The sequence below is a fragment of the Yoonia sp. F2084L genome, from assembly GCF_023015625.1.
Lineage (GTDB): Bacteria > Pseudomonadota > Alphaproteobacteria > Rhodobacterales > Rhodobacteraceae > Yoonia.
Genome location: NZ_JALKAH010000003.1, coordinates 39,861 through 60,016, shown reverse-complemented (window position 1 = coordinate 60,016; position 20,156 = coordinate 39,861). Strand labels below are relative to the sequence as shown.

The 20,156-nt window shown below is 57.3% G+C and carries 20 protein-coding genes; 4 read left to right on the top strand and 16 right to left on the bottom strand.

The window, feature by feature from the left end:
- Positions 1–45: 45 nt before the first annotated feature.
- The 5 genes from MWU60_RS08945 to MWU60_RS08925 form a co-directional block, all read right to left on the bottom strand.
- Positions 46–897 carry an ABC transporter permease gene (locus MWU60_RS08945; protein ID WP_247226930.1) on the bottom strand — a complete coding sequence of 284 codons (852 nt, stop codon included), beginning with the start codon at positions 895–897 and terminating at the stop codon, positions 46–48.
- Positions 894–1,814 carry an ABC transporter permease gene (locus tag MWU60_RS08940; protein ID WP_247226929.1) on the bottom strand — a complete coding sequence of 307 codons (921 nt, stop codon included), beginning with the start codon at positions 1,812–1,814 and terminating at the stop codon, positions 894–896. The genes MWU60_RS08945 and MWU60_RS08940 overlap by 4 nt, the downstream gene beginning before the upstream one ends.
- Positions 1,815–1,865: 51 nt before the next feature.
- Positions 1,866–2,648, bottom strand: coding sequence for an ABC transporter ATP-binding protein (locus MWU60_RS08935; RefSeq protein ID WP_247227478.1), 783 nt, complete (start codon positions 2,646–2,648; stop codon positions 1,866–1,868).
- Between the two features lie 244 nt (positions 2,649–2,892).
- Complete coding sequence (gene hydA, locus MWU60_RS08930) at positions 2,893–4,347, bottom strand: dihydropyrimidinase (protein ID WP_247226928.1); 1,455 nt, start codon at positions 4,345–4,347, stop codon at positions 2,893–2,895.
- Between the two features lie 94 nt (positions 4,348–4,441).
- Positions 4,442–5,692, bottom strand: coding sequence for a Zn-dependent hydrolase (locus MWU60_RS08925; RefSeq protein WP_247226927.1), 1,251 nt, complete (start codon positions 5,690–5,692; stop codon positions 4,442–4,444).
- Positions 5,693–5,854: 162 nt separating this feature from the next.
- On the opposite strand from MWU60_RS08925, the gene MWU60_RS08920 reads away from it, so the two are divergent.
- Entirely contained in the window at positions 5,855–6,457 is a 603-nt protein-coding gene (locus MWU60_RS08920; RefSeq protein ID WP_247226926.1) for a TetR family transcriptional regulator C-terminal domain-containing protein, read from the top strand.
- A gap of 121 nt (positions 6,458–6,578) precedes the next feature.
- Here the strand turns inward: MWU60_RS08920 and MWU60_RS19585 are convergent, their stop codons facing one another.
- From MWU60_RS19585 to araD, 5 genes are all read right to left on the bottom strand, one after another.
- Positions 6,579–6,731: a hypothetical protein gene (locus MWU60_RS19585; RefSeq protein WP_348644676.1), complete on the bottom strand. Its 153-nt coding sequence runs from the start codon at positions 6,729–6,731 to the stop codon at positions 6,579–6,581.
- 72 nt (positions 6,732–6,803) lie between these two features.
- Positions 6,804–8,108, bottom strand: coding sequence for an NAD-dependent dihydropyrimidine dehydrogenase subunit PreA (preA, locus tag MWU60_RS08910; RefSeq protein ID WP_247226924.1), 1,305 nt, complete (start codon positions 8,106–8,108; stop codon positions 6,804–6,806).
- On the bottom strand, positions 8,109–9,443 hold the full coding sequence (locus MWU60_RS08905; RefSeq protein WP_247226923.1) for an NAD(P)-dependent oxidoreductase: 1,335 nt from the start codon (positions 9,441–9,443) through the stop codon (positions 8,109–8,111).
- Between the two features lie 165 nt (positions 9,444–9,608).
- The gene (locus MWU60_RS08900; protein WP_247226922.1) at positions 9,609–10,517 is read right to left on the bottom strand and encodes a Gfo/Idh/MocA family oxidoreductase; all 909 of its coding nucleotides are present in this window, start codon (positions 10,515–10,517) and stop codon (positions 9,609–9,611) included.
- Entirely contained in the window at positions 10,517–12,274 is a 1,758-nt protein-coding gene (araD, locus tag MWU60_RS08895) for an L-arabinonate dehydratase (protein WP_247226921.1), read from the bottom strand. The genes MWU60_RS08900 and araD overlap by 1 nt, the downstream gene beginning before the upstream one ends.
- Positions 12,275–12,345: 71 nt before the next feature.
- On the opposite strand from araD, the gene MWU60_RS08890 reads away from it, so the two are divergent.
- Complete coding sequence (locus MWU60_RS08890) at positions 12,346–13,095, top strand: class II aldolase and adducin N-terminal domain-containing protein (protein ID WP_247226920.1); 750 nt, start codon at positions 12,346–12,348, stop codon at positions 13,093–13,095.
- A 105-nt stretch (positions 13,096–13,200) separates the two neighbouring features.
- Entirely contained in the window at positions 13,201–14,061 is an 861-nt protein-coding gene (locus MWU60_RS08885; protein WP_247226919.1) for an SDR family oxidoreductase, read from the top strand.
- Here the strand turns inward: MWU60_RS08885 and MWU60_RS08880 are convergent.
- Entirely contained in the window at positions 14,027–14,683 is a 657-nt protein-coding gene (locus MWU60_RS08880) for an androgen-induced gene 1 family protein (protein ID WP_247226918.1), read from the bottom strand. The genes MWU60_RS08885 and MWU60_RS08880 overlap by 35 nt on opposite strands.
- A gap of 135 nt (positions 14,684–14,818) precedes the next feature.
- Here MWU60_RS08880 and MWU60_RS08875 point away from each other — a divergent pair, with 135 nt between their 5' ends.
- On the top strand, positions 14,819–15,601 hold the full coding sequence (locus tag MWU60_RS08875; protein WP_247226917.1) for an ion transporter: 783 nt from the start codon (positions 14,819–14,821) through the stop codon (positions 15,599–15,601).
- Positions 15,602–15,621: 20 nt separating this feature from the next.
- Here MWU60_RS08875 and MWU60_RS08870 read toward each other — a convergent pair whose 3' ends face one another.
- The 5 genes from MWU60_RS08870 to phnD all read right to left on the bottom strand — a co-directional run bounded on the left by MWU60_RS08870 (position 15,622) and on the right by phnD (position 20,015).
- Complete coding sequence (locus MWU60_RS08870; protein WP_247226916.1) at positions 15,622–16,545, bottom strand: HAD-IIA family hydrolase; 924 nt, start codon at positions 16,543–16,545, stop codon at positions 15,622–15,624.
- Complete coding sequence (gene phnE, locus MWU60_RS08865) at positions 16,509–17,324, bottom strand: phosphonate ABC transporter, permease protein PhnE (protein ID WP_247226915.1); 816 nt, start codon at positions 17,322–17,324, stop codon at positions 16,509–16,511. Before phnE (MWU60_RS08865) ends, MWU60_RS08870 begins: the two co-directional genes overlap by 37 nt.
- A gap of 1 nt (position 17,325) precedes the next feature.
- On the bottom strand, positions 17,326–18,162 hold the full coding sequence (gene phnE, locus MWU60_RS08860; protein ID WP_247226914.1) for a phosphonate ABC transporter, permease protein PhnE: 837 nt from the start codon (positions 18,160–18,162) through the stop codon (positions 17,326–17,328).
- A complete protein-coding gene (gene phnC, locus MWU60_RS08855) occupies positions 18,159–18,953 on the bottom strand; it encodes a phosphonate ABC transporter ATP-binding protein (RefSeq protein WP_247226913.1) in 795 nt (264 codons plus the stop codon). Before phnC ends, phnE (MWU60_RS08860) begins: the two co-directional genes overlap by 4 nt.
- Positions 18,954–19,043: 90 nt before the next feature.
- The gene (phnD, locus tag MWU60_RS08850; protein ID WP_247226912.1) at positions 19,044–20,015 is read right to left on the bottom strand and encodes a phosphate/phosphite/phosphonate ABC transporter substrate-binding protein; all 972 of its coding nucleotides are present in this window, start codon (positions 20,013–20,015) and stop codon (positions 19,044–19,046) included.
- Positions 20,016–20,156 lie beyond the last annotated feature (141 nt).

Genomic DNA, 20,156 nt, shown 5'->3' with positions numbered 1-20,156 from the left:
CCTCCTAGTCAGTTTCATTTACCCTCTTTGAGGGGCTTAGTCCCGTTACTTGCGTTGCGATGGGTGCCAGAATGTCACCCGTCCTTCAATCCATGCCACCAGCCCGTAAAGTGCGCTTCCCGCAATTGCTGCGACAACAATCTCGGCCCAGACCATATCAAGCGCAAGCCGCCCAACCGAGGTAGAGATACGAAAGCCCATACCGACGGTGGGAGAGCCGAAAAATTCGGCAACAATGGCCCCAATCAGCGCCAAAGTGGTCGCAATCTTAAGCCCGTTAAAGATGAACGGCATCGCAGCGGGCAGGCGTAGTTTGAACAACGTAGCCCAGTATCCCGCCCCATAGGTGCGCATCAGGTCACGTTGCATGGCTGTCGTATCACGCAGGCCGGCAACGGTGTTCACCAAAATCGGAAAAAACACCATAACGGCAACAACCGCCGCTTTTGAGTGCCAATCGCTTCCCAGCCAGCGCACAAAGATCGGCGCGGTGCCCACAATCGGAAGGGCCGCCATAAAACCACCAACAGGCAAAATCCCCCGCGTCAGGAAATCGGACCGATCCGCCAAAATCGCCACGGCAAAAGCGACAATCATTCCAATGATATAGCCTGTCATGGCGCCCTTGATGATTGTCTGCTGAAAGTCCGCCCAAAGGATCGGCAGTTCGCTTGCGAAACGCGCGGCAATCATCGTCGGCGGTGGCAGGATCACCGGGCTGACCTCCAGCATGCGCACCAGCAATTCCCACATGATCAACAAAGTCACACCAAAGATGGCAGGCACCAAAAGCTTCACCAGCCTGCTTTGCGCGGCAGCACTATTGGCAAGGCGCGCGTTCACAAACCAGCCCGCCCCCCAAACGGCCAAAGCACTGATGATCGCCGTCCCCGTCATGCCGCGTGCATCCCCATCCGGCGCAGGGTCCAACGCTCAATCAAGCTAAAGAACCCAACCAAAGCTGCCGCTGTAATCGCAGCCGCGAAAAGAGCCGCCCATGTGACCATTGGCTGTCCGTACTGATCACCGACCAACATGCGCGCACCAAACCCGGCACGTGCCCCAGTTGGTAACTCGGCGACAATTGCGCCTACCAAAGAGGCCGAAATCCCGATCTTGAGCGAAGCAAACAGATAAGGAACAGACGCAGGCAACCGCAGCTTCCAAAACGCTTGTGACGGACTGGCATAGTACGTCCGCAACAAATCCAACTGCATCGCATCAGGACTCCGCAGACCCTTCACCATACCCACAACGACCGGAAAGAAACTCAGGTAAGCACTGATCACCGCCTTCGGAAACAACCCTTGTATCCCGATCGAGCCCAGCATCACGATAATCATCGGGGCAAGCGCCAAAATGGGAATGGTCTGGCTGGCAATCGCCCAAGGCATCACGCTCATATCCATCGCGCGGTTGTAAACGATGCCCACAGCCAGCAAAATGCCCAACCCCGTCCCAATCGCAAACCCTAGCAAGGTCGCCGACAACGTGACCCAGCCATGATAAACCAGCGACCGCCGAGACGTCACTTTCTTCATCGCAATGGTATCCCACATCTCAACCGCCACCTGATGCGGCGACGGCAAACGTGGGCGTTCCAGCGTATAAGTCATCCCGAACAAATGCGTATTGCGCAGGGCCAACCCGATCCCAGAATAATCTTGGCGCGCCACAGGGGTATCAGGCGTCACCACAATATCCTGCCGCTGGGCCAGATCAGCGGTCAGATGCATATTCATCGGCACAACAGACACGACCCAAAACAAAAGGATCGCCCCCACAACAGTCAGGACAGGCAGCAAAGACTTCACACGCTCCCCCTGACTTTCTTCGTCCAATCAAACTTCCGCCGGAGGCATCCCCTAGTCATCCACATGCCCCGCCCGCAGACCGTCACGCACCCTGTGCGCCACAGCGATAAATTCGGCACTATCACGAATATCCAAAGGCCGCTCTTTGGGCAGCGGGCTATCAATCACATCCGTGATCCGCCCCGGACGCGGGGACATGACGACAATCTTGGTCGACAGATACACCGCCTCTGGGATCGAGTGGGTCACAAACCCAATCGTCTTTTCCGTCCGCGCCCACAGCTGCAACAACTGCTCATTCAGGTGATCGCGCACAATCTCATCCAGCGCACCAAAGGGTTCGTCCATCAGCAGGATATCCGCATCAAACGCCAACGCGCGCGCAATCGAGGCGCGCTGCTGCATGCCACCGGACAATTGCCACGGAAATTTCTTCTCAAATCCGGCCAGATCAACCAGTTCCAGCACCCGGCCCACACGCTCCGCCTGCTCGGCCTTGGAAAACCCCATAATCTCCAACGGCAGCTTGATGTTGCCACCAATGGTGCGCCATGGATAAAGGCCAGCCGCCTGAAACACATAGCCATAAGCGCGCGCCATGCGCGCCTCTTCCGGGGTCATCCCGTTGACGGTGATGCCACCACCCGTCGGCTGCTCTAGCCCAGCAATGCAGCGCAGGAACGTCGTCTTGCCGCAACCTGACGGGCCGATGAAGGAGACAAAATCACCCTTATTGATCTCAAGGTTCACGTCCTTAAGGGCATGCACAGGGCCGTCGTTGGTTTGGAAGGTGAGGTTGAGGCCAATGGCCGATATGGTCGAATTCAAACTGATACCTCAGGTAATTCGCTAGGGAGCGGTTTGCGAACATTCGGCCGCATCGATTCTTCAGACGCACCAAAATCCGAATAATTGGCTTTAGCTTGGATCAAACTCACTCCGTTTGCGCCTCCCGGCATATCTGGATGTTTAGATTGCAGAGGATCATCTTCCCAGTAGCAAACTGGGCAGATTTCCCAACAGTCCTTCTCCTCGATGGTAAGACAACCACAACAGACGCAGGGCAACATGCTAATAGTTAAACCCCCGTGGCCGGAATACCCGTCCGCTTCACGGGCTGCGGCGCGGTCAGTTCTTTCCATGACGACAGCGCCTTGTTCACCGGCGTATTCGCCTCGCGCTTCACGAACTTGCCGTGGCCTTCCTGCGTGCGCACTTCGCCGTCATGGATCGCCACATGGCCGCGCGTCAGGGTAAAGCGCGGCAGGCCAGTCACTTCCTTACCCTCGAACACGTTATAGTCGATGGCAGATTGCTGCGTCCCCGCCGTGATCGTCTTGGATTTCTTCGGGTCCCAGACCACCAGATCGGCATCGGCGCCAACCAGAACGGCGCCCTTCTTGGGATAGCAATTCAGGATCTTCGCGATGTTGGTCGAGGTCACGGCCACAAACTCATTCGGTGTCAGGCGACCCGTTTCAACCCCATGGGTCCACAGCATCGGCATCCGATCTTCAAGCCCGCCTGTGCCATTCGGAATTTTCGAGAAATCACCCACGCCCGTGCGCTTCTGCTCGGTGGTAAAGGCGCAGTGGTCAGTGGCAACAACCGACAAGGATCCGGACTGCAACCCAGCCCAAAGGCTATCCTGATGCTGCTTGTTACGGAACGGCGGCGACATGACGCGGCGCGCAGCGTGGTCCCAATCTTTGTTGAAATACTCGCTCTCATCCAGCGTCAGATGCTGGATCAGGGGCTCACCCCAAACGCGCTTACCCTGCTGACGGGCACGGCGGATCGCCTCATGCGCCTCTTCGCAGGACGTATGCACCACATAAAGCGGCACACCCGCCATATCGGCGATCATGATGGCACGGTTGGTCGCTTCGCCTTCAACCTGTGAAGGGCGCGAATAGGCGTGGGCCTCTGGCCCGGTATTGCCCTCTGCCAGCAGTTTCGCCGTCATCTCGGCCACGACATCACCGTTTTCGGCGTGGACCATCGCGATGGCGCCCAGCTCTGACAGGCGGTTGAAGGATGAGAACAGCTCATCATCATTCACCATCAGCGCGCCCTTGTAGGCGAGGAAGTGCTTGAATGTGTTGATCCCGCGATCTTTGACCACGGTTTCCATGTCGTTGAAAACCTGCTCGCCCCACCATGTCACGGCCATGTGGAAGGAATAATCACAGTTCGCACGGGTCGATTTATTGTCCCAGCGCTTGATTGCATCCAGCAGGCTTTCGCCCTGATTGGGCAGGCAGAAGTCCACAACCATCGTTGTGCCACCGGCGAGGCCCGCGCGGGTGCCGCTTTCGAAATCATCGCTGGAATAGGTGCCCATGAAAGGCATCTCAAGATGCACATGCGGATCAATCCCGCCGGGCATGACATAGCAACCTGTCGCGTCCAGTTCTTCGTCGCCCTTCAGGTTCGGGCCAATCTCGACAATCGTGCTGCCGTCGATCAGGACATCAGCCTGATAGGTCAAATCATGCGTGACGATAGTGCCGTTCTTGATGACTTTGGTCATGATCTTCTCTCCCTGTCGGCCCTTGCGCAGGCCCTCATCTTCTCATGTTCTCAAATACCTCGGGGGAGGCCGCAGGCCGGGGGCAGCGCCCCCTTTAGCCAACTATCTCCGCTGTCTCGACGACCGCATGAAACAGCACATCCGTTCCCGCCGCTGCCCATTCCGGCGAAATCTCTTCCGCCTCGTTGTGGCTTAGCCCGTCCACGCAAGGGCACATCACCATCGCTGTCGGATAGATGTCATTGATCCAGCAGGCATCGTGTCCCGCGCCCGAGACGATATCCATGTGGCTATAGCCCAACCGTTCGGCCGCGTCGCGCACGGCCTTCACGCAGCCTTCGTCAAAGGCAGGCGGGTCGAATTGGCCGACAATCTCGCATGAGAATTCGACACCGATCTCTTCGCAAAGCTTCGGCGCACGTTTGTTGAACTCTGCCACCATGCCATTCAACTTGTCCAAAAGATGCGTCCGCATATCGACGGTAAAGACGACCTTGCCGGGGATGATGTTGCGTGAGTTCGGATAGACATCAATATGCCCAATCGCACCCACGGCATTTGGTTGGTTCTTCATCGCGATCTCATGCACCAGTTCCGTCACCAGCGCCAAACCACGCCCTGCATTCTTGCGCATATGCATCGGGGTTGATCCGGTATGGCTTTCCTTGCCGGTCACCGTGCATTCGATCCAGCGCAGGCCCTGACCGTGGGTGACGACGCCGATATCCTTATCCTCGGCCTCCAAAATCGGCCCTTGTTCGATGTGCAGTTCAAAGAACGCATGCATCTTGCGGTCACCGACCTTTTCGTGGCCCTTCCAGCCGATTCGCTCCAGTTCATCACCGAAACGTTTGCCATCCGCATCCACGCGGTCGTTGGCCCATTCCAGCGTATGTTTGCCTGCAAAGACGCCAGAGGCGAGCATCGCAGGGGCATAACGCGTGCCTTCTTCATTCGTCCAATTGGTCACGACAATCGGGTGCTTGGTCTTGATATCAAGGTCATTGAGGGTACGCAGAATTTCCAAACCACCCAACACGCCCAAAACACCGTCATACTTACCACCCGTCGGCTGCGTGTCCAAATGCGAGCCAACATAAACCGGCAGCGCATCCGGGTCCGTTCCTTCGCGCCGCGCGAACATATTGCCGATCTCATCAACGCCCATCGTGCAACCCGCCGCCTCGCACCACGTCTGGAACAGATGGCGGCCTTCGCTGTCTTCGTCGGTCAAGGTTTGGCGGTTGTTTCCCCCTGCAATGCCTGGCCCGATCTTGGCCATTTCCATCAGGCTGTCCCACAGCCGTTCGCCATTGATACGCAGGTTCTCTCCGGGGGCTGGCATGGGGGGCTCCTTTGCTTGCATTTGACCAAGTGGTCAAAACAACGCTAACAGAGGGGGTGTATCAGTCAAGTTTTCCGCTCGGATTGCAGGCAGATGCAACCAAAGCTGGCAAAACAGGGCATGCCGCCCTGCTGACGCCTGAAATTTGAGCAAAGGATTGGCATGACCAAACCGCCGACCCGGATCCAGACACGCAACCGCGCAGCAATCTTGTCCGCTGGTCTGGATGTCTTTTCGCAGTTCGGGTTTCGCGGGGCGACGCTGGATCAGATCGCGGACGCAGCGGGGCTGTCGAAGCCCAATCTGCTGTATTATTTTCCGTCAAAGGAATCGATCCATACGGCCCTTCTGGAACGGCTTTTGGACACATGGCTTGATCCGTTGAAGGCGCTGGATGGTACTGGCGACCCGGTTCAGGAAATCATTGCTTATGCTCAGCGCAAACTGACCCTGAGCCGCGATTATCCGCGCGAAAGCAGGCTGTGGGCCAACGAGATTTTGCAAGGCGCGCCGCGGATCGAAGACACGCTGCGAACTGACTTGAAGACCCTCGTCGATGAAAAGGCTGCGATCATCAAAGCATGGGCCAACGATGGAAAGATCGCTGATGTGGACCCGCATCATCTGATCTTCTCGATCTGGGCCTTCACGCAGCACTATGCGGACTTTGATGTGCAAGTGCGGGCGGTTTTGGGTGAAAAAGCGCCTTATGACGGGGCCAGCGTGTTTTTGGATACGCTTTATGCAAAGCTCTTACAGCCTTAAGCGATTATTTACCTAAATGGCGGCACCATTGGGCATGCAAATTGTCCATGCCGCAACCGTTCGACATCCAAGCGTCAATCCAAGTTGGTGCAGGCGCATCTTCGATGCCAAAGCTGCCAGATCAGGCGGCATCGTCAGGCGCGCGGTCAAAGATGTAGAGCGTGAAATCGGGCGCGTTGCCTTTGTCAGCGAAGTGAGCCGTCGCGGGTTTCACCTTGTGGAATGTGGTGGGCAATTCATCGTTATCTGCAATGCTGGCAAAATGATCGTTCATACGTGATTGCGATAATCTTCATACGAAGATTATCGCGCAGACCCCAAGAATTTTTGTCAAAAATTCTTGGCTCTATTCCGCCGCAACCGCCCCCGGATTATTCGGATGCGTCGTCCAGTTGGCGTATTCCTTCTCAACCACCTTGCCGGTACGTGGATCAACCTCGCCGGGCTGCATCGCCTCCATCGTAATGCAGTTCTCAACCGGACAGACATCAACGCACAGGTTGCAGGCCACGCATTCCTCATCAATCACCGTGAACGTGCGGTCCTGCGACATCGCAATCGCCTGGTGGCTGGTGTCTTCGCACGCCGCGTAACAGCGTCCACATTTGATGCAATCATCCTGATTGATCTTTGCCTTGGCCACATAGTTGAGGTTGAGATACTGCCAATCGGTGACGTTCGGGACAGCACGACCGACAACCTCTTCAACCGACGTATAGCCCTTCTCATCCATCCACTGGGACAGGCCGCTTTTCATCTCGTCCACGATCTTAAAGCCATAGGTCATCGCCGCAGTGCATACCTGCACGTTGCCACAGCCGAGGCTGATAAATTCTGCAGCGTCGCGCCAAGTCGTCACGCCGCCAATGCCGCTGATTGGCAGACCATGCGTTTCGGGGTTGCGCGCAATCTCCGAGACCATGGACATCGCAATCGGTTTGACCGCAGGGCCGCAATAACCGCCATGTGACCCTTTGCCGTCAATCGAGGGTTCGGGCGACATCGTATCAAGATTCACGGACGTGATCGAATTAATCGTATTGATCAGGCTCACCGCATCTGCCCCGCCACGCATCGCCGCAGCCGCAGGTTTGCGCACGTCCGTGATATTGGGCGTCAGCTTCACGATGACCGGCTTGTCATAGTATTGCTTGCACCAGCGCGTCACCATTTCGATGTACTCAGGCACCTGACCAACAGCCGCCCCCATCCCCCGTTCCGACATCCCATGCGGGCAGCCAAAGTTCAGCTCGATCCCGTCGGCGCCGGTGGCCGCCACACGGGGCAGGATGTCTTTCCATGCCTGTTCTTCGCAAGGCACCATCAGCGACACGATCATCGCGCGGTCAGGATAATCGGCCTTCACACGGGTGATTTCTTCGAGGTTCACCTCAAGTGGGCGATCCGTTATCAATTCAATGTTGTTGAGCCCAAGCAGGCGCCGATCCGCACCGTAAATCGCCCCATAACGCGGGCCATTGACGTTGACGACGGGCGGCCCCTCGGAGCCCAATGTCTTCCAGACGACACCGCCCCAGCCTGCCTCAAACGCGCGGCGGACGTTGTATTCTTTATCCGTCGGCGGGGCAGAGGCCAGCCAGAACGGGTTGGGGGATTTGATGCCCAGAAAGTCGGTTGTCAGATCGGCCATTTACTTACTCCCCATCAAGGTTGCATGAATATCCATCGCGGCATCGCGCCCTTCGGCGACAGCCGTCACAGTCAGATCATCGCCGCCGCTGGCGCAATCACCGCCGGCCCAAACGCCTGCGCGACTGGTGCGACCGGCACCGGTCACCGCAATCTTGCGCCCTTCGAGTTCAAGCCCACCATCTGTTGTCAGCGTCTGACCAATCGCTTTGAACACCTGATCCGCAGCAAGACGGATCGTTTCACCCGTCCCTTTCAAGCCGGTGCCATCGTCAGACGTATGTTCCAGCTCAATCTCACGCACCGCACCGTTGCCGTGGATTGCGACGGGTTGGGCGTTGAACATCAACCGCACCCCTTTTGAGGCCGCCAGATCTTGTTCGTATGTGCTGGCACTCATCGCGTTGCGCCCACGGCGATAGGCGATGGTGACGTTTTGCGCGCCCAGCAATTTGGATTGCACGGCAGCGTCAATGGCAGTCATCCCACCGCCAATGACGACAACATCGCGTCCGACAGGCAGGGCGGTCAGATCGCTGGCTTGCCGCAGGTCTTTGATGAAACCGACAGCATCGCGCACGCCGTCTTTATCTTCGCCCGCGCTGCGCAGCGCGTTCACACCGCCCAAGCCGACACCAAGAAAAACCGCCGGGAAACATCCGACCAGATCATCCATCTTCAACTCTGCGCCCAACCGCATACCGGTCTTGATCGTGATACCGCCGATACCGAGCAACCAATCAACCTCTCGTGCGGCAAAGTCATCGGTAGATTTGTAAGCGGCGATACCAAATTCGTTCAAACCTCCGGCCTTTGCCTCGGCATCGTAAATCGTCACGTCATGTCCATGCATTGCCAGCCGATGCGCACAGGCCAAACCCGCAGGCCCTGCACCTACGACGGCAACTTTTTTGCCTGTTTCTGGTGCGCGATCATAAGGGTGGCGCTGTTTGGCCATGAGCGTATCTGTGGCATGGCGCTGCAGGCGGCCAATCTCGACCGGTTTGCCTTCGGCGAGTTCGCGCACACAGGCTTGTTCGCATAAATCCTCGGTCGGGCAGACACGGGCGCACATGCCGCCAAGGATGTTCTGGTCAAAAATCGTTTTCGCCGCCGCTTCGGGTGTGCCCGTGCTGATCTGGCGAATGAACAACGGGATGTCGATGTCGGTCGGGCAAGCCGTCACACAAGGCGCATCATGACAGAAATAGCAACGATCGGCGGCGACAGCGGCCTCATGCGGCGCCAAAGGCGCGTGCAGGTCAGTGAAGTTTTTGGCAAGCGTGTCTTCCGGCAAACGCGCCGCTGCAATACCGGGGGTCATGGGGCTGGACATGGGCATCATCCTGTCGTGGCTAATCCCCTTCAGCCTGCCACAGTTTTATTTTTTATCAAATGGTAAATTTTTGGCAGTTTGTAAAAATACCTGTTTGCACGTGGGTGAGGGACCGGGATGCCTCCGGCGGAAGTTTGATTGGACGAAGAAAGTCAGGGGTTTAGCCTAGAAATGGAATGGGTCCACCATGATCCGTTTGCCCAGAGTAAGCGCGTCCGCGACGTGGATCATGGGTGATACATCAACGTCTGATGCACCCGTTTTTACCAGTTCCGCCATACGATCATAAAGTGAGGGGTATTCGCGGTTATTGCCTGCCGCGATTTCCTGACCGTCGATGATCAGGCGGTCGCCGCCATCATGCAGGTTCAGCGTGCCTGCCGTGGTTTCCACCGTGATGTCCCAGCTTTGTGGACCCTCCTGCCGCCAGTCGAAGTCGCCTGAGACGTTCTTGGTCCACTGCAACTGTGCCGCAATCGGTGTGTCGCGGTTTGCAGGAAAGTGTAGGTCGGCAGACCGCAGATGGATCGGCATCGGCAGGATTTCGGTAATGATCGACAGTGCATTACTGCCGGGATCAAACACCCCCATGCCGCCGGGGGCGAAGACCCATTCTTGGTTCGGATGCCAGCGCCGGACGTCTTCTTTCCAGTTGATATGCGCGCTTGTGACCTGTTTATCGGCCAACCACGCCTTTGCGGGGGCGACCCCTTTGGCCATCCGGCTGTGCCATGTGGTGTAGAGCGTCACACCAGCCGCTTTCGCCATAGCAACCAATGCGTCAACCTCTGCCAACGTCGCGCCAGGCGGTTTTTCGAGCATGACATGCCGCCCAGCCGCGATTGCCTTGGCCGCATAGTCATAGCGCGGCACAGGCGGCAGGCAGAGCGAGATGACAGCGATATCCGTGCGCTCGGCTAGCATTTGGTCAAAGTCGGTGAAGGATTGTACGCCATCGACAGTTCCTGCCCGGCTGACTGTGGCCGCCAATTCCCAATCCTCACTGCCGTTGATTGCAGGCACGTGTTGGTCAACGGCGATCTTGCCGATCCCGACGAGGCAAATCGGTGTCATTAATGCGCTTCCTTGCCAACAGCGTTACCGCGATGACCAACGAGAAAGTCAAAGTCGGCGCCCGTATCAGCCCCCATTACCCGATCATGATAGAGCATCGCATAGCCGCTTTCCGGACGCGGGTTCGCACCTGACTTTTCAGCGGTCCATGCATCCATGCGCGCGGCCAATTCTTCGTCTGTGATATCCAGATGAAGACGGCGACCGGCCACATCCAACTCAATGATATCCCCGTCGCGCACAACAGCGAGCGGGCCGCCAACAGCAGCCTCTGGTGAGGTATGTAAGACCACCGTGCCGAAAGCCGTCCCCGACATGCGTGCATCCGAAATCCGCACCATATCAGTGATCCCTTTTTTCAGGATCTTCGGCGGCAATCCCATATTCCCCACCTCGGCCATGCCCGGATAGCCACGCGGGCCGCAGTTTTTGAGGACCATCACGCAGGTTTCATCAATATCCAGATCATCATCGTTGATGCGGGCTTTATAGTCGTCGATATCCTCAAAAACGACGGCGCGACCGGTGTGTTGCATCAATTCAGGCGTCGCGGCGGATGGCTTGATCACCGCCCCACCCGGCGCCATATTGCCGCGCAGCACGGCAATGCCACCCGATTGGGTCAGCGCTTTCTCAACCGGGAGGATCACGTCTTCGTTCCAGTTTTTGACGTGTTTGACCTCATCCCACATGGACCCACCCGAAACGGTCAGCGCGTCCTTGTGCAAAAGCCCCGCTTCACCCAGCCGTTTGATCACGACAGGCAGGCCACCGGCATAAAAGAACTCTTCCATCAGGTATTTGCCCGAGGGCATGAGGTTCACGATTGTCGGCACATCGCGCCCCAGACGGTCCCAATCGTCCAAGGTGAGTTCAACGCCCTTGGTACGTCCGGCCATAGCCAACAGGTGGATCACCGCATTGGTCGATCCGCCTATGGCAGCGTTCGTGCGGATCGCGTTTTCAAACGCCTCCTTCGTCATCACGTCCGACGGTTTCAGATCATCCTTCACCATATCCACAATGCGCCGGCCCGTCAGATGCGCCATCACGCGGCGGCGGCTGTCAACGGCAGGGATTGCAGCGTTGCCTGACAACGCCATGCCCAGCGCTTCGGCCATCGACGCCATTGTGCTGGCGGTGCCCATGGTGTTGCAGGACCCAGGGGAACGGGACATTGACGCCTCCGCCTCCACAAATTCCTCGGCAGTCATCTCGCCCGCGCGGACAGCTTCAGAGAATTTCCAAAGGTGCGTGCCAGAACCAACACGTTCGCCCCGGAACATGCCGTTCAGCATTGGACCACCCGAAACCACGATGGACGGCAAATCGACAGAGGCTGCACCCATCAGCAATGCAGGCGTTGTCTTGTCACAGCCTGCCAGCAGCACGACACCATCCATCGACATCCCGCGGATGGCCTCTTCAACGTCCATCGCACAAAGATTGCGGTACATCATCGCGGTGGGGCGCAGGCTGGACTCGGCAGGTGAGAACACCGGGAACTCGACCGGGAAACCACCGGCCTCGTAAATCCCGAACTTCACCTTTTCCGCCAGATCGCGCAGGTGCGCGTTGCATGGCGTCAGCTCTGACCACGTATTGCAGATACCCACTACGGGCCGCCCATCCAGCAAATCAGCCGGCAAACCCTGGTTCTTCATCCATGACCGATGATAGATCGCGTCCTTCGACGACCCCCCGAACCATTCCTGAGACCGCAGTTTGCGGGGCCACTTGGCGGGCTTGAATGCCATGTTCAGACTTCCTTTGATGGGGTTGTTGCGTCATCAATACCCTGCGTCACATCCAATTCCAAGGAGCCGTCATGAATAGCCACCCACAAAATATGATCCACTGGAGCGAACGGGTTGATATGGCCGCGGCCTTCCGCTGGACCGCGCGATTGAACATGCATGAAGCGGTGGCCAACCACATCAGCCTGGCGATCAATGACAACGGGACCAAGTTCCTGATGAACCCCAATCAGATGCATTTCAGCCGGATCAAGGCAAGCGATCTGATCACCGTCGATGCGAATGATCCTGACACGCTGAAGGGGCCAAATGCGCCTGATCCGACAGCATGGGGGCTGCATGGCGGTATTCACCAGCTGGTGCCCCATGCGCGTTGCGCGATGCATGTGCATTCGATCTTTGCGACCGTGCTGGCGTCACTCAAGGACAGCCGCCTGCCGCCGATTGATCAGAACTGTGCGACGTTTTTCAACCGCTATGTGATTGACGATGGCTATGGCGGCTTGGCCTTTGAAGAAGAAGGTGCACGTTGTGCCGCGCTGTTCACCGATCCCAAACAGAAGGTGATGATCATGGGCAATCATGGGGTGTTGGTCATCGGTGCCAGTGTGGCCGAGACCTTTAACCGGATGTACTATTTTGAAAGGGCTTGCGAGACATACATCCGCGCCCTCCAGACCGGGATGGAATTGCGGGTTTTGCCCGATGATATCGCCGAAAAGACGGCACAGGAACTGGAAGATTATCCCGAACAGGATGTGCGACATCTGGCAGAGTTGAAGGCGATCTTGGATGAAGAAGGATCAGACTATAACCAATAAGCCCCATCTTTCTTCGTCCAATCAAACTTCCGCCGGAGGCTCCAGCATATCAACGACAAGCGATGCCCACTTGCAAAAGCACAAGGCCTGCGCCACCACTCCGATATGACCAAAACGCTGCTTTCCTTTGGCCACGGCTATAGCGCCCGCGCCTTGTCCCGCATCCTGCTACCGCAGGACTGGCGGATCATCGGCACCACGCGGTCCGAGGACAAAGCACCCCGTTTGATGAACGAAGGGGTTGAACCACGCATTTGGCCAGGGGCCGATATGATCCCGGCGCTGAATGCAGCGACGCATGTTTTGATTTCTGCCGCACCGGGTGACAAAGGTGACCCGGTTCTTGCGGAACTCCATGATGAGATTGCCCAGCGCGCAGAGCAGTTTGAATGGGTCGGCTACCTATCAACCACCGGTGTTTACGGTGACCACCAGGGCGATTGGGTCGATGAGAACACCCCGCTGACCCCAGCCACCAAACGCGGTATCGCGCGGGTTGAGGCTGAGGCAGCTTGGGCCGATATCCCCGATCTGCCGCTTCATATTTTCCGGCTGGCGGGGATTTATGGCCCCGGACGCGGGCCTTTCTCCAAGGTGCGCAATGGCACCGCGCGGCGGATCATCAAGAAAGGGCAGGTATTCAGCCGCACCCATGTGGCCGACATCGCGCGTATTCTTGCCGCCTCGATCAACAAACCGAACCCCGGCGCGGCCTATAACGTCTGCGACAATGACCCGGCCCCGCCCGAAGACGTCATTGCCTATGCTGCCGAATTACTCGGCCTGCCAATCCCGGAGCCAGTGGATTTCGAAACCGCCGAGATGACCCCAATGGCGCGCAGCTTCTATGCCGAAAGCAAGAAGGTGCGCAACGACCGGATCAAGGATGAGTTGGGGGTCGCACTGCTTTACCCGGACTACAAATCAGGGCTTAAGGCGCTGCTGGCGCAGGAAATCGGCGCTTGAAAGCCCAAGCGATCCCTGCGTAAACCACCAACAGCACAAGTGCCGTCCCAAAGTTAATACCGTAAAACACCGCACGATCAGCAAATTCCAGATCATTCAGGAAGCCATAGGGAAACCCACTGGTTACCGTGCCCGACGGGGTATTATTAAGCGGCTGCCACGCCAATTCCGCCAAAGCGACATAAGTTCCGATCACAGCAAACAGCCATGCCGCTGCCGCACCAATCTTGGTAAAGCTACGATGTATGAAGAGCGCATCAATCACGATCAACGCAGGGCCCAGCGCATGCCGATAGATTTCCAGATGGTATTCGGTGAAACCACCGTCACCGGTCACCAGAACTGAATCCGCATAGAAAATCCGCCAATACAGGATCAAGACCATCGTGTTGAGCACAGCTGCCATGCTGATAAAGCCATCCCAGCGGCGCTCGGAGCGTCCTTCTTCCAGCGCCATTAGGCGGCTGAAAGCAAAGAACGCGCAAAACAAACCCCAGATCGTCAGAAACCGGAACGGGCCGCCAAATTCATCCCATTCACCAAATATCAGCGTATGAATGCAGTAGCCGCCAGCTAACAAAAACGCAGTCCAGCGAAAAATCAAACGGGGGTTCATCGACATTTAAGGCTCACTCTTTAGGCAGAGGATGCGTTGGCAGGCTGATATCCGTCTACTGTTACCTGACGTCGCCGGCGACCCTTGCCGTTATGTTGCAAACAACCCATATCTGGGGCGCGCTGAACCTAAGGCAACCATATGACTCTTCGCCAAAAAACCGCTGACCTGCTTGAAACCGCGTGGGTGCGTAACTTCATCGTTGGTGTCATCATTTTCAATGCGATCATTCTGGGGATGGAAACATCCAAGTCGATCATGGCCGCAGCCGGGCCATTAATCGAAATGCTGGATCAGATTTGCCTTGCCATCTTTGTGGTTGAACTTGCGGCTAAACTTTTTGCCCAGCGCCTTCAATTCTTTCGCAACGGCTGGAATATCTTCGATTTCATCATCGTTGGAGTGTCGCTCGTTCCTGGCAACGGCGGCCTGTCGGTGCTGCGGGCCTTGCGTATTTTGCGGGTCTTGCGGGTTATCTCGGTCGTGCCATCGCTGCGCCGCGTGGTCGAAGGTTTCGTCACAGCGCTGCCCGGCATGGGATCGGTGTTCCTGCTCATGGGCATCGTGTTCTACATCGGCGCGGTTATGGCCACAAAACTATTCGGGGACAGCTTCCCTCAATGGTTCGGCACGCTTGGCCAATCCGGCTACACCCTGTTCCAGATCATGACGCTGGAAAGCTGGTCGATGGGCATCGTGCGCCCCGTGATGGAGGTCTACCCCTACGCCTGGGCCTTCTTTGTGCCCTTCATCATGGTCACAACATTCGCAGTGGTAAACCTGCTGGTCGGTCTGATCGTAAACTCAATGCAGGATGCACACGCCGAAGAAGGGAACGCAGCAACAGACGCGTACCGGGATGAAGTGATGAGCAAGCTGGAGGCGATTGAGGAGCGGTTGAACGGGATTGGCAAAGACAGTTGAGTGGCCGATTGCTTGACACGCTATGTCGTCACCAGCACGTGATCAGGCCTCAGACCGCTCGCTGCGATGGCAGACAGCGGGTTGCTGTCACGCAACAGCCCATGGGACACGATCAGCGCCGTGGCCACGCCGCCCGTTTGGCCGCCAAGAATATCCGTGTGTAGGCTGTCTCCTACCATGACGACGCGGTTGCCCGGAGCGGTCTGAAGCCGCGCAAAGGCAAGATCATAAATGCCACTGTAGGGTTTCCCGTGAAATATGGGTTCTACACCGGTCTTATCCGCAAGCTGATGCGCCCAGTGTCCCGGTTCTTGTGACGGGCCGCTTTCACGGGGTGCTGCGATATCGGGGTTGCCCACGTGAACGGGTCGAGGATTGTTGCGCAGTGATGCCTCTAGCAAGGCCTGCCGGGCCGGTGTCCAAATTCCGCTACCGATCAGCAGAAACCCTGCGGCGCTGTCGTAGGGTGCAGGATCGTCTTCGAGAAAATCGAATGTCAGCGCTTCAAGGTCTTCGCGCCCCAATGCGGGGTTGGCCATCACCCCCCAATGGTGTGTTGTCCCGGTGAGCGCCGCAAGCAGTGCCTTACGGCTGGTGATCACGTCATCAGGCGAAAAATCAAACCCCAGTCGCGCGTATTTTTCCATCAGCAAGCGATGGGGAAAGCCTGCCGCGTTGGACACGACAAGCACCCGTTTGCCTGCCGCTTGCAGATCAGCAATACGTTCGGGCGCGTCGGGGATCGCTGTTTCGCCCACATTCAAAACACCAAAAGCATCCAGCAAAAAAACATCGTAGAGGTCAGCAATGTCCGACAAATCATGCGCGGGCACGCAGGCCCCGCCCGGTCCTGCGGCAGGCAGCCTTTGGCGTACCGCCTCATAGGCGTCAAAGATTGGTCCGTGCGTCAGATGATGGCTCCACGCACCTTGGCCGAAACCCATTCTGAAATGACGACAGCAGCAAGGATCACCAGCAAGATCAGCGACACCTGCGGCCATGCCAACGTGTTCAGCGACGCCTGCAATTGCAACCCGATCCCGCCTGCGCCCACAAGTCCAAGAACGGTGGATTCGCGGATGTTGATATCCCAGCGGAACACGGCGATACCCGCAAATGCAGGCATGATCTGTGGCACGATCCCATAGACCATGACCTGCCAGCGTGACGCACCCGTGGCGGTGACGGCCTCGACCTGGCTTTGGTCGATTTCTTCAATCGCTTCGTAAAGCAGCTTGGCGCAAAATCCGATTGACCGGATCGCGATGGCGATGATCCCGGCAAAGACACCAGGTCCGATGATCGCGATCAGCAGCAAGGCCCAGATCAGCGAATTGATGGACCGGGTGGCCACGATGATCAGCAGCGCGATAGGCCGGATAAACAGGGTTGATGGGGTGGTATTGCGCGCCGCAAGAAAGGCGATAGGCACCGCAAGGATCAGCGCGCCGATGGTGCCCAGCGTCGCGATGTTGAGCGTGTCCCAGATCGGCCACCACAGGTTATCCATATAGGACCATCGCGGCGGCGTCGCGCGCCCCAGAATGTCGCCGGCGATGTTGGGTGCATCCCACACAAAGAACCATGTCGTCGCGTCCGAGATTTGTTGCCAGCACCACAGGAATATCGCGACCCCAAACAGCCATCCGAACCAGCGTTTCAGCGTCTCATTGCGGTTGCGCAGGCGCCAGATAGGACCTTGTGAGCTTTCAATAACCGGCATCTTATTGCACCCGCGCGCGGACAATGCCGCTGATGTATTCAAGGGCCATCACAATGCCGATGATGATCAGCAGGATCGCGGCGGCCGTATCATATTCATAGCGATCAAAGGCGGTGTTCAGCGTGGCGCCAATGCCGCCCGCACCAACAAGGCCAAGAATGGCGCTTTCACGGAAATTGATATCGACGCGATAGATCGACAGGCCGATCAGGCGCGGGATGACCTGTGGCTTGACCCCATAGTCAATCCACTGTGACCAGCGCGCACCGGTGGCGCGCACGGCCTCGGCCTGTGACCGGTCCATGCTTTCGATATCTTCGGCAAGCAGCTTGGACAGGAACCCGATTGTTGCAAAGCTCAAGGTGACGAACCCCGCAAAAGGGCCAAAGCCAAAGATCGCGACCAGCAGGATGGCAACGATAATCTCTTGCAGCGCGCGCGAGACGGCGATGATGCCGCGACAAATCAGATAGATCGGCAAAGGCGCGATATTGCGCGCAGCGCCCAGTGCGATGGGGATCGAAACAAGGATGCCCACGACCGACGACGCAACGGTCATTACGATGCTTTCCAGCATGCCGTCCCAGATCGCATCAGCGCGACTGACGAAATCGGGTTGCGTGAAGGCCATGATGAACGCGCCGCCTCGGTCCAACCCTTCGTAGACACGTGCCCAGTTCACCTCGACCGATAGGAAAGCCGCGATCAGGTAGGCGATCCCTCCGATCACCAGCACCCAACGCAGCCATGCGCGCTGCACCAATGGCGGTCTGCGCCAGCGGGTGCCGAGCATATCGTTCAAAGTTGGGTGCGTTTCACCGGTTGCATAGGCGCTCATTCGGCGGCCTCTGCGGTGTCGTCTTCGTCGATCTTTTCAATCGTCGCTTCCCAGTCTTCTTCGCCGTAAATCTCGTTCAGGGTTTCCGGCGTCAGGCCATCCGGCGGGCCGTCATAGACGATTTCACCAAAGCGCAGGCCGATCACCCGTGCCACAAACATCTGGGCGAGGGCCACATCATGAATGTTGATAATCGCAGCGAGGCCGCGTTCGGCGCAAAGCTCGCAGATCAGGCGCATGATCTGCCGCGATGTTTTAGGATCAAGCGATGCGGTGGGTTCATCCACCAGCAAAAGGGCCGGATCCTGGATCAGAGCGCGGCAAATGCCGACGCGCTGCCGCTGCCCGCCCGATAGCTGATCGGCGCGCTTGTCGGCCATGTGCAGCAGACCCACGCGGTCCAGCAGGCGGAACGCTTCGTCCACGTCTTTCTGCGGGAACCGGCGGGTCAGTGCGCGCCAGAAACCCACATATCCCAAACGACCCGACAGCACGTTTTCCATCACCGTCAGCCGTTCAACCAGCGCGTATTCCTGAAAAATCATCCCCATGCGGCGACGTTCGCGGCGCAGCGCACCCGCCCCAAGGCTGGTGATATCCACATCAGCCAAAGTGACTTTGCCTGACGTTGGCGGCACCAAGCGGTTGATGCAGCGGATCAAGGTGGATTTCCCCGCGCCAGACGGACCAATCAGAGCGAGCACTTGGCCCGCTGGAACATCTAATGTGACGGCTTTGAGCGCTTGGTCGCCCGTCTTATAGGTCTTGGTCAGCGCGTCCAGTCGCAGCATTGATGGTCCCTCAATATGAATGGCGTGCAGCGGATAGGCCCGCCGCACGCCTGCGTTTCAAACCGAAGTTTTCCCCTCGGCAATCCTGACTTATGAGCAGGCGTAAGACACGCCGTTGGCGGCATCAATCTGACGGATCACAGACCAGAAGTCTTGATAAGTCATTTCAAGGAACTGCGCTTCACCGTTCTTTTCAAACTCTTCCTCCAGCGACGTGCCTTCCCATTCGAACGAGAAGAACGCGTCACGAATGCTCTGTTGCAGTTCGGGCGTCAGATTATAGGCGGTGCCATAACCGGTTGTGGGGAAAGTCTGGGATTTGTAGATCGAAACAAGCTGATCCTGAGAGACCACGTCACGTTCCAACATGCGCGCAAGGACCGAATTGGCGATGGCGGCGGCAGGATAGTCCTGATTGGCTACACCAAGGATCGAATTGTCATGCTTGCCTGAGAAGACAGGTTCAAAGTCTTCGCCTGCGACCATGTCGAACTCAGACGCGAGGATCGCGGAGGGCGCTTTGAAGCCAGAGTTTGATGTCTCGGACGTGAACGCCATCTGGTTGCCGCGGATGTCTTCGACGCTTTCAATGCCTGATCCGGGGTGGGTCAGGATTTCCATTTCGTATCCGAATGACCCATCTTCACCCGCCATGATCGTGAATGGACGGAATCCCGCACAGTTCACGGCCAATGGGTTTGATCCAGTATTGAAGCCCGCGATATGCAAACGGCCCGAACGCATCGCTTCGATCTGGGCTGCGTTGTTTTGGACCGGGAAGAATACGACGTCCTTGCCGGTTGCTTCCTCCAGATGGGCCAAGAAGTCCGCCCATGCGGTTTCATAAACGGCAGGATCTTCGACAGGTGTGTAGGCAAAAATCAATGTATCGGGATCAATCTGATCTGCTGGATCGGTTGGGATGTCCGCGATCAAGTCGCCGTCTGCATCGCAATATCGTGCGTCCAGATCGCCGCGCGGGCAGTCCTGAGCGGCGACGGGTGTTGATGCGATTGAAAAGGCGGCCAAAGCGGCAGCGCCCAAAAGATGTGTCTTGATCATGATTTAACTCCCTAGAAACAAACGGCTTTGCCGCTGGCCCGCTTCGTTGAGCGGGACTCAATGGTTGTATCTGAGCGGTTTTCGCCGTTGTTGGCTATCCAATTCGTTGCCGCAGCGCAGCAATAATGATGGGTTCGTCAA

What these genes read in the sequence shown, in the direction of transcription:
- preA (WP_247226924.1), bottom strand. Translation starts at nt 8,108, where the DNA reads ATGGCCGATCTGACAACCGACTTTCTGGGCATCAAATCCCCCAACCCG.
- MWU60_RS08920 (WP_247226926.1), top strand. Translation starts at nt 5,855, where the DNA reads ATGACCAAACCGCCGACCCGGATCCAGACACGCAACCGCGCAGCAATC.
- MWU60_RS08945 (WP_247226930.1), bottom strand. Translation starts at nt 897, where the DNA reads ATGACGGGGACGGCGATCATCAGTGCTTTGGCCGTTTGGGGGGCGGGC.
- MWU60_RS08880 (WP_247226918.1), bottom strand. Translation starts at nt 14,683, where the DNA reads ATGTCGATGAACCCCCGTTTGATTTTTCGCTGGACTGCGTTTTTGTTA.
- phnE (WP_247226915.1), bottom strand. Translation starts at nt 17,324, where the DNA reads ATGCCGGTTATTGAAAGCTCACAAGGTCCTATCTGGCGCCTGCGCAAC.
- MWU60_RS08900 (WP_247226922.1), bottom strand. Translation starts at nt 10,517, where the DNA reads ATGACACCGATTTGCCTCGTCGGGATCGGCAAGATCGCCGTTGACCAA.
- MWU60_RS19585 (WP_348644676.1), bottom strand. Translation starts at nt 6,731, where the DNA reads ATGAACGATCATTTTGCCAGCATTGCAGATAACGATGAATTGCCCACC.
- phnD (WP_247226912.1), bottom strand. Translation starts at nt 20,015, where the DNA reads ATGATCAAGACACATCTTTTGGGCGCTGCCGCTTTGGCCGCCTTTTCA.
- araD (WP_247226921.1), bottom strand. Translation starts at nt 12,274, where the DNA reads ATGGCATTCAAGCCCGCCAAGTGGCCCCGCAAACTGCGGTCTCAGGAA.
- phnC (WP_247226913.1), bottom strand. Translation starts at nt 18,953, where the DNA reads ATGCTGCGACTGGACGCGCTGACCAAGACCTATAAGACGGGCGACCAA.
- MWU60_RS08890 (WP_247226920.1), top strand. Translation starts at nt 12,346, where the DNA reads ATGAATAGCCACCCACAAAATATGATCCACTGGAGCGAACGGGTTGAT.
- MWU60_RS08875 (WP_247226917.1), top strand. Translation starts at nt 14,819, where the DNA reads ATGACTCTTCGCCAAAAAACCGCTGACCTGCTTGAAACCGCGTGGGTG.
- MWU60_RS08925 (WP_247226927.1), bottom strand. Translation starts at nt 5,692, where the DNA reads ATGCCAGCCCCCGGAGAGAACCTGCGTATCAATGGCGAACGGCTGTGG.
- MWU60_RS08885 (WP_247226919.1), top strand. Translation starts at nt 13,201, where the DNA reads ATGACCAAAACGCTGCTTTCCTTTGGCCACGGCTATAGCGCCCGCGCC.
- phnE (WP_247226914.1), bottom strand. Translation starts at nt 18,162, where the DNA reads ATGAGCGCCTATGCAACCGGTGAAACGCACCCAACTTTGAACGATATG.
- MWU60_RS08870 (WP_247226916.1), bottom strand. Translation starts at nt 16,545, where the DNA reads ATGGGTTTCGGCCAAGGTGCGTGGAGCCATCATCTGACGCACGGACCA.
- MWU60_RS08905 (WP_247226923.1), bottom strand. Translation starts at nt 9,443, where the DNA reads ATGTCCAGCCCCATGACCCCCGGTATTGCAGCGGCGCGTTTGCCGGAA.
- hydA (WP_247226928.1), bottom strand. Translation starts at nt 4,347, where the DNA reads ATGACCAAAGTCATCAAGAACGGCACTATCGTCACGCATGATTTGACC.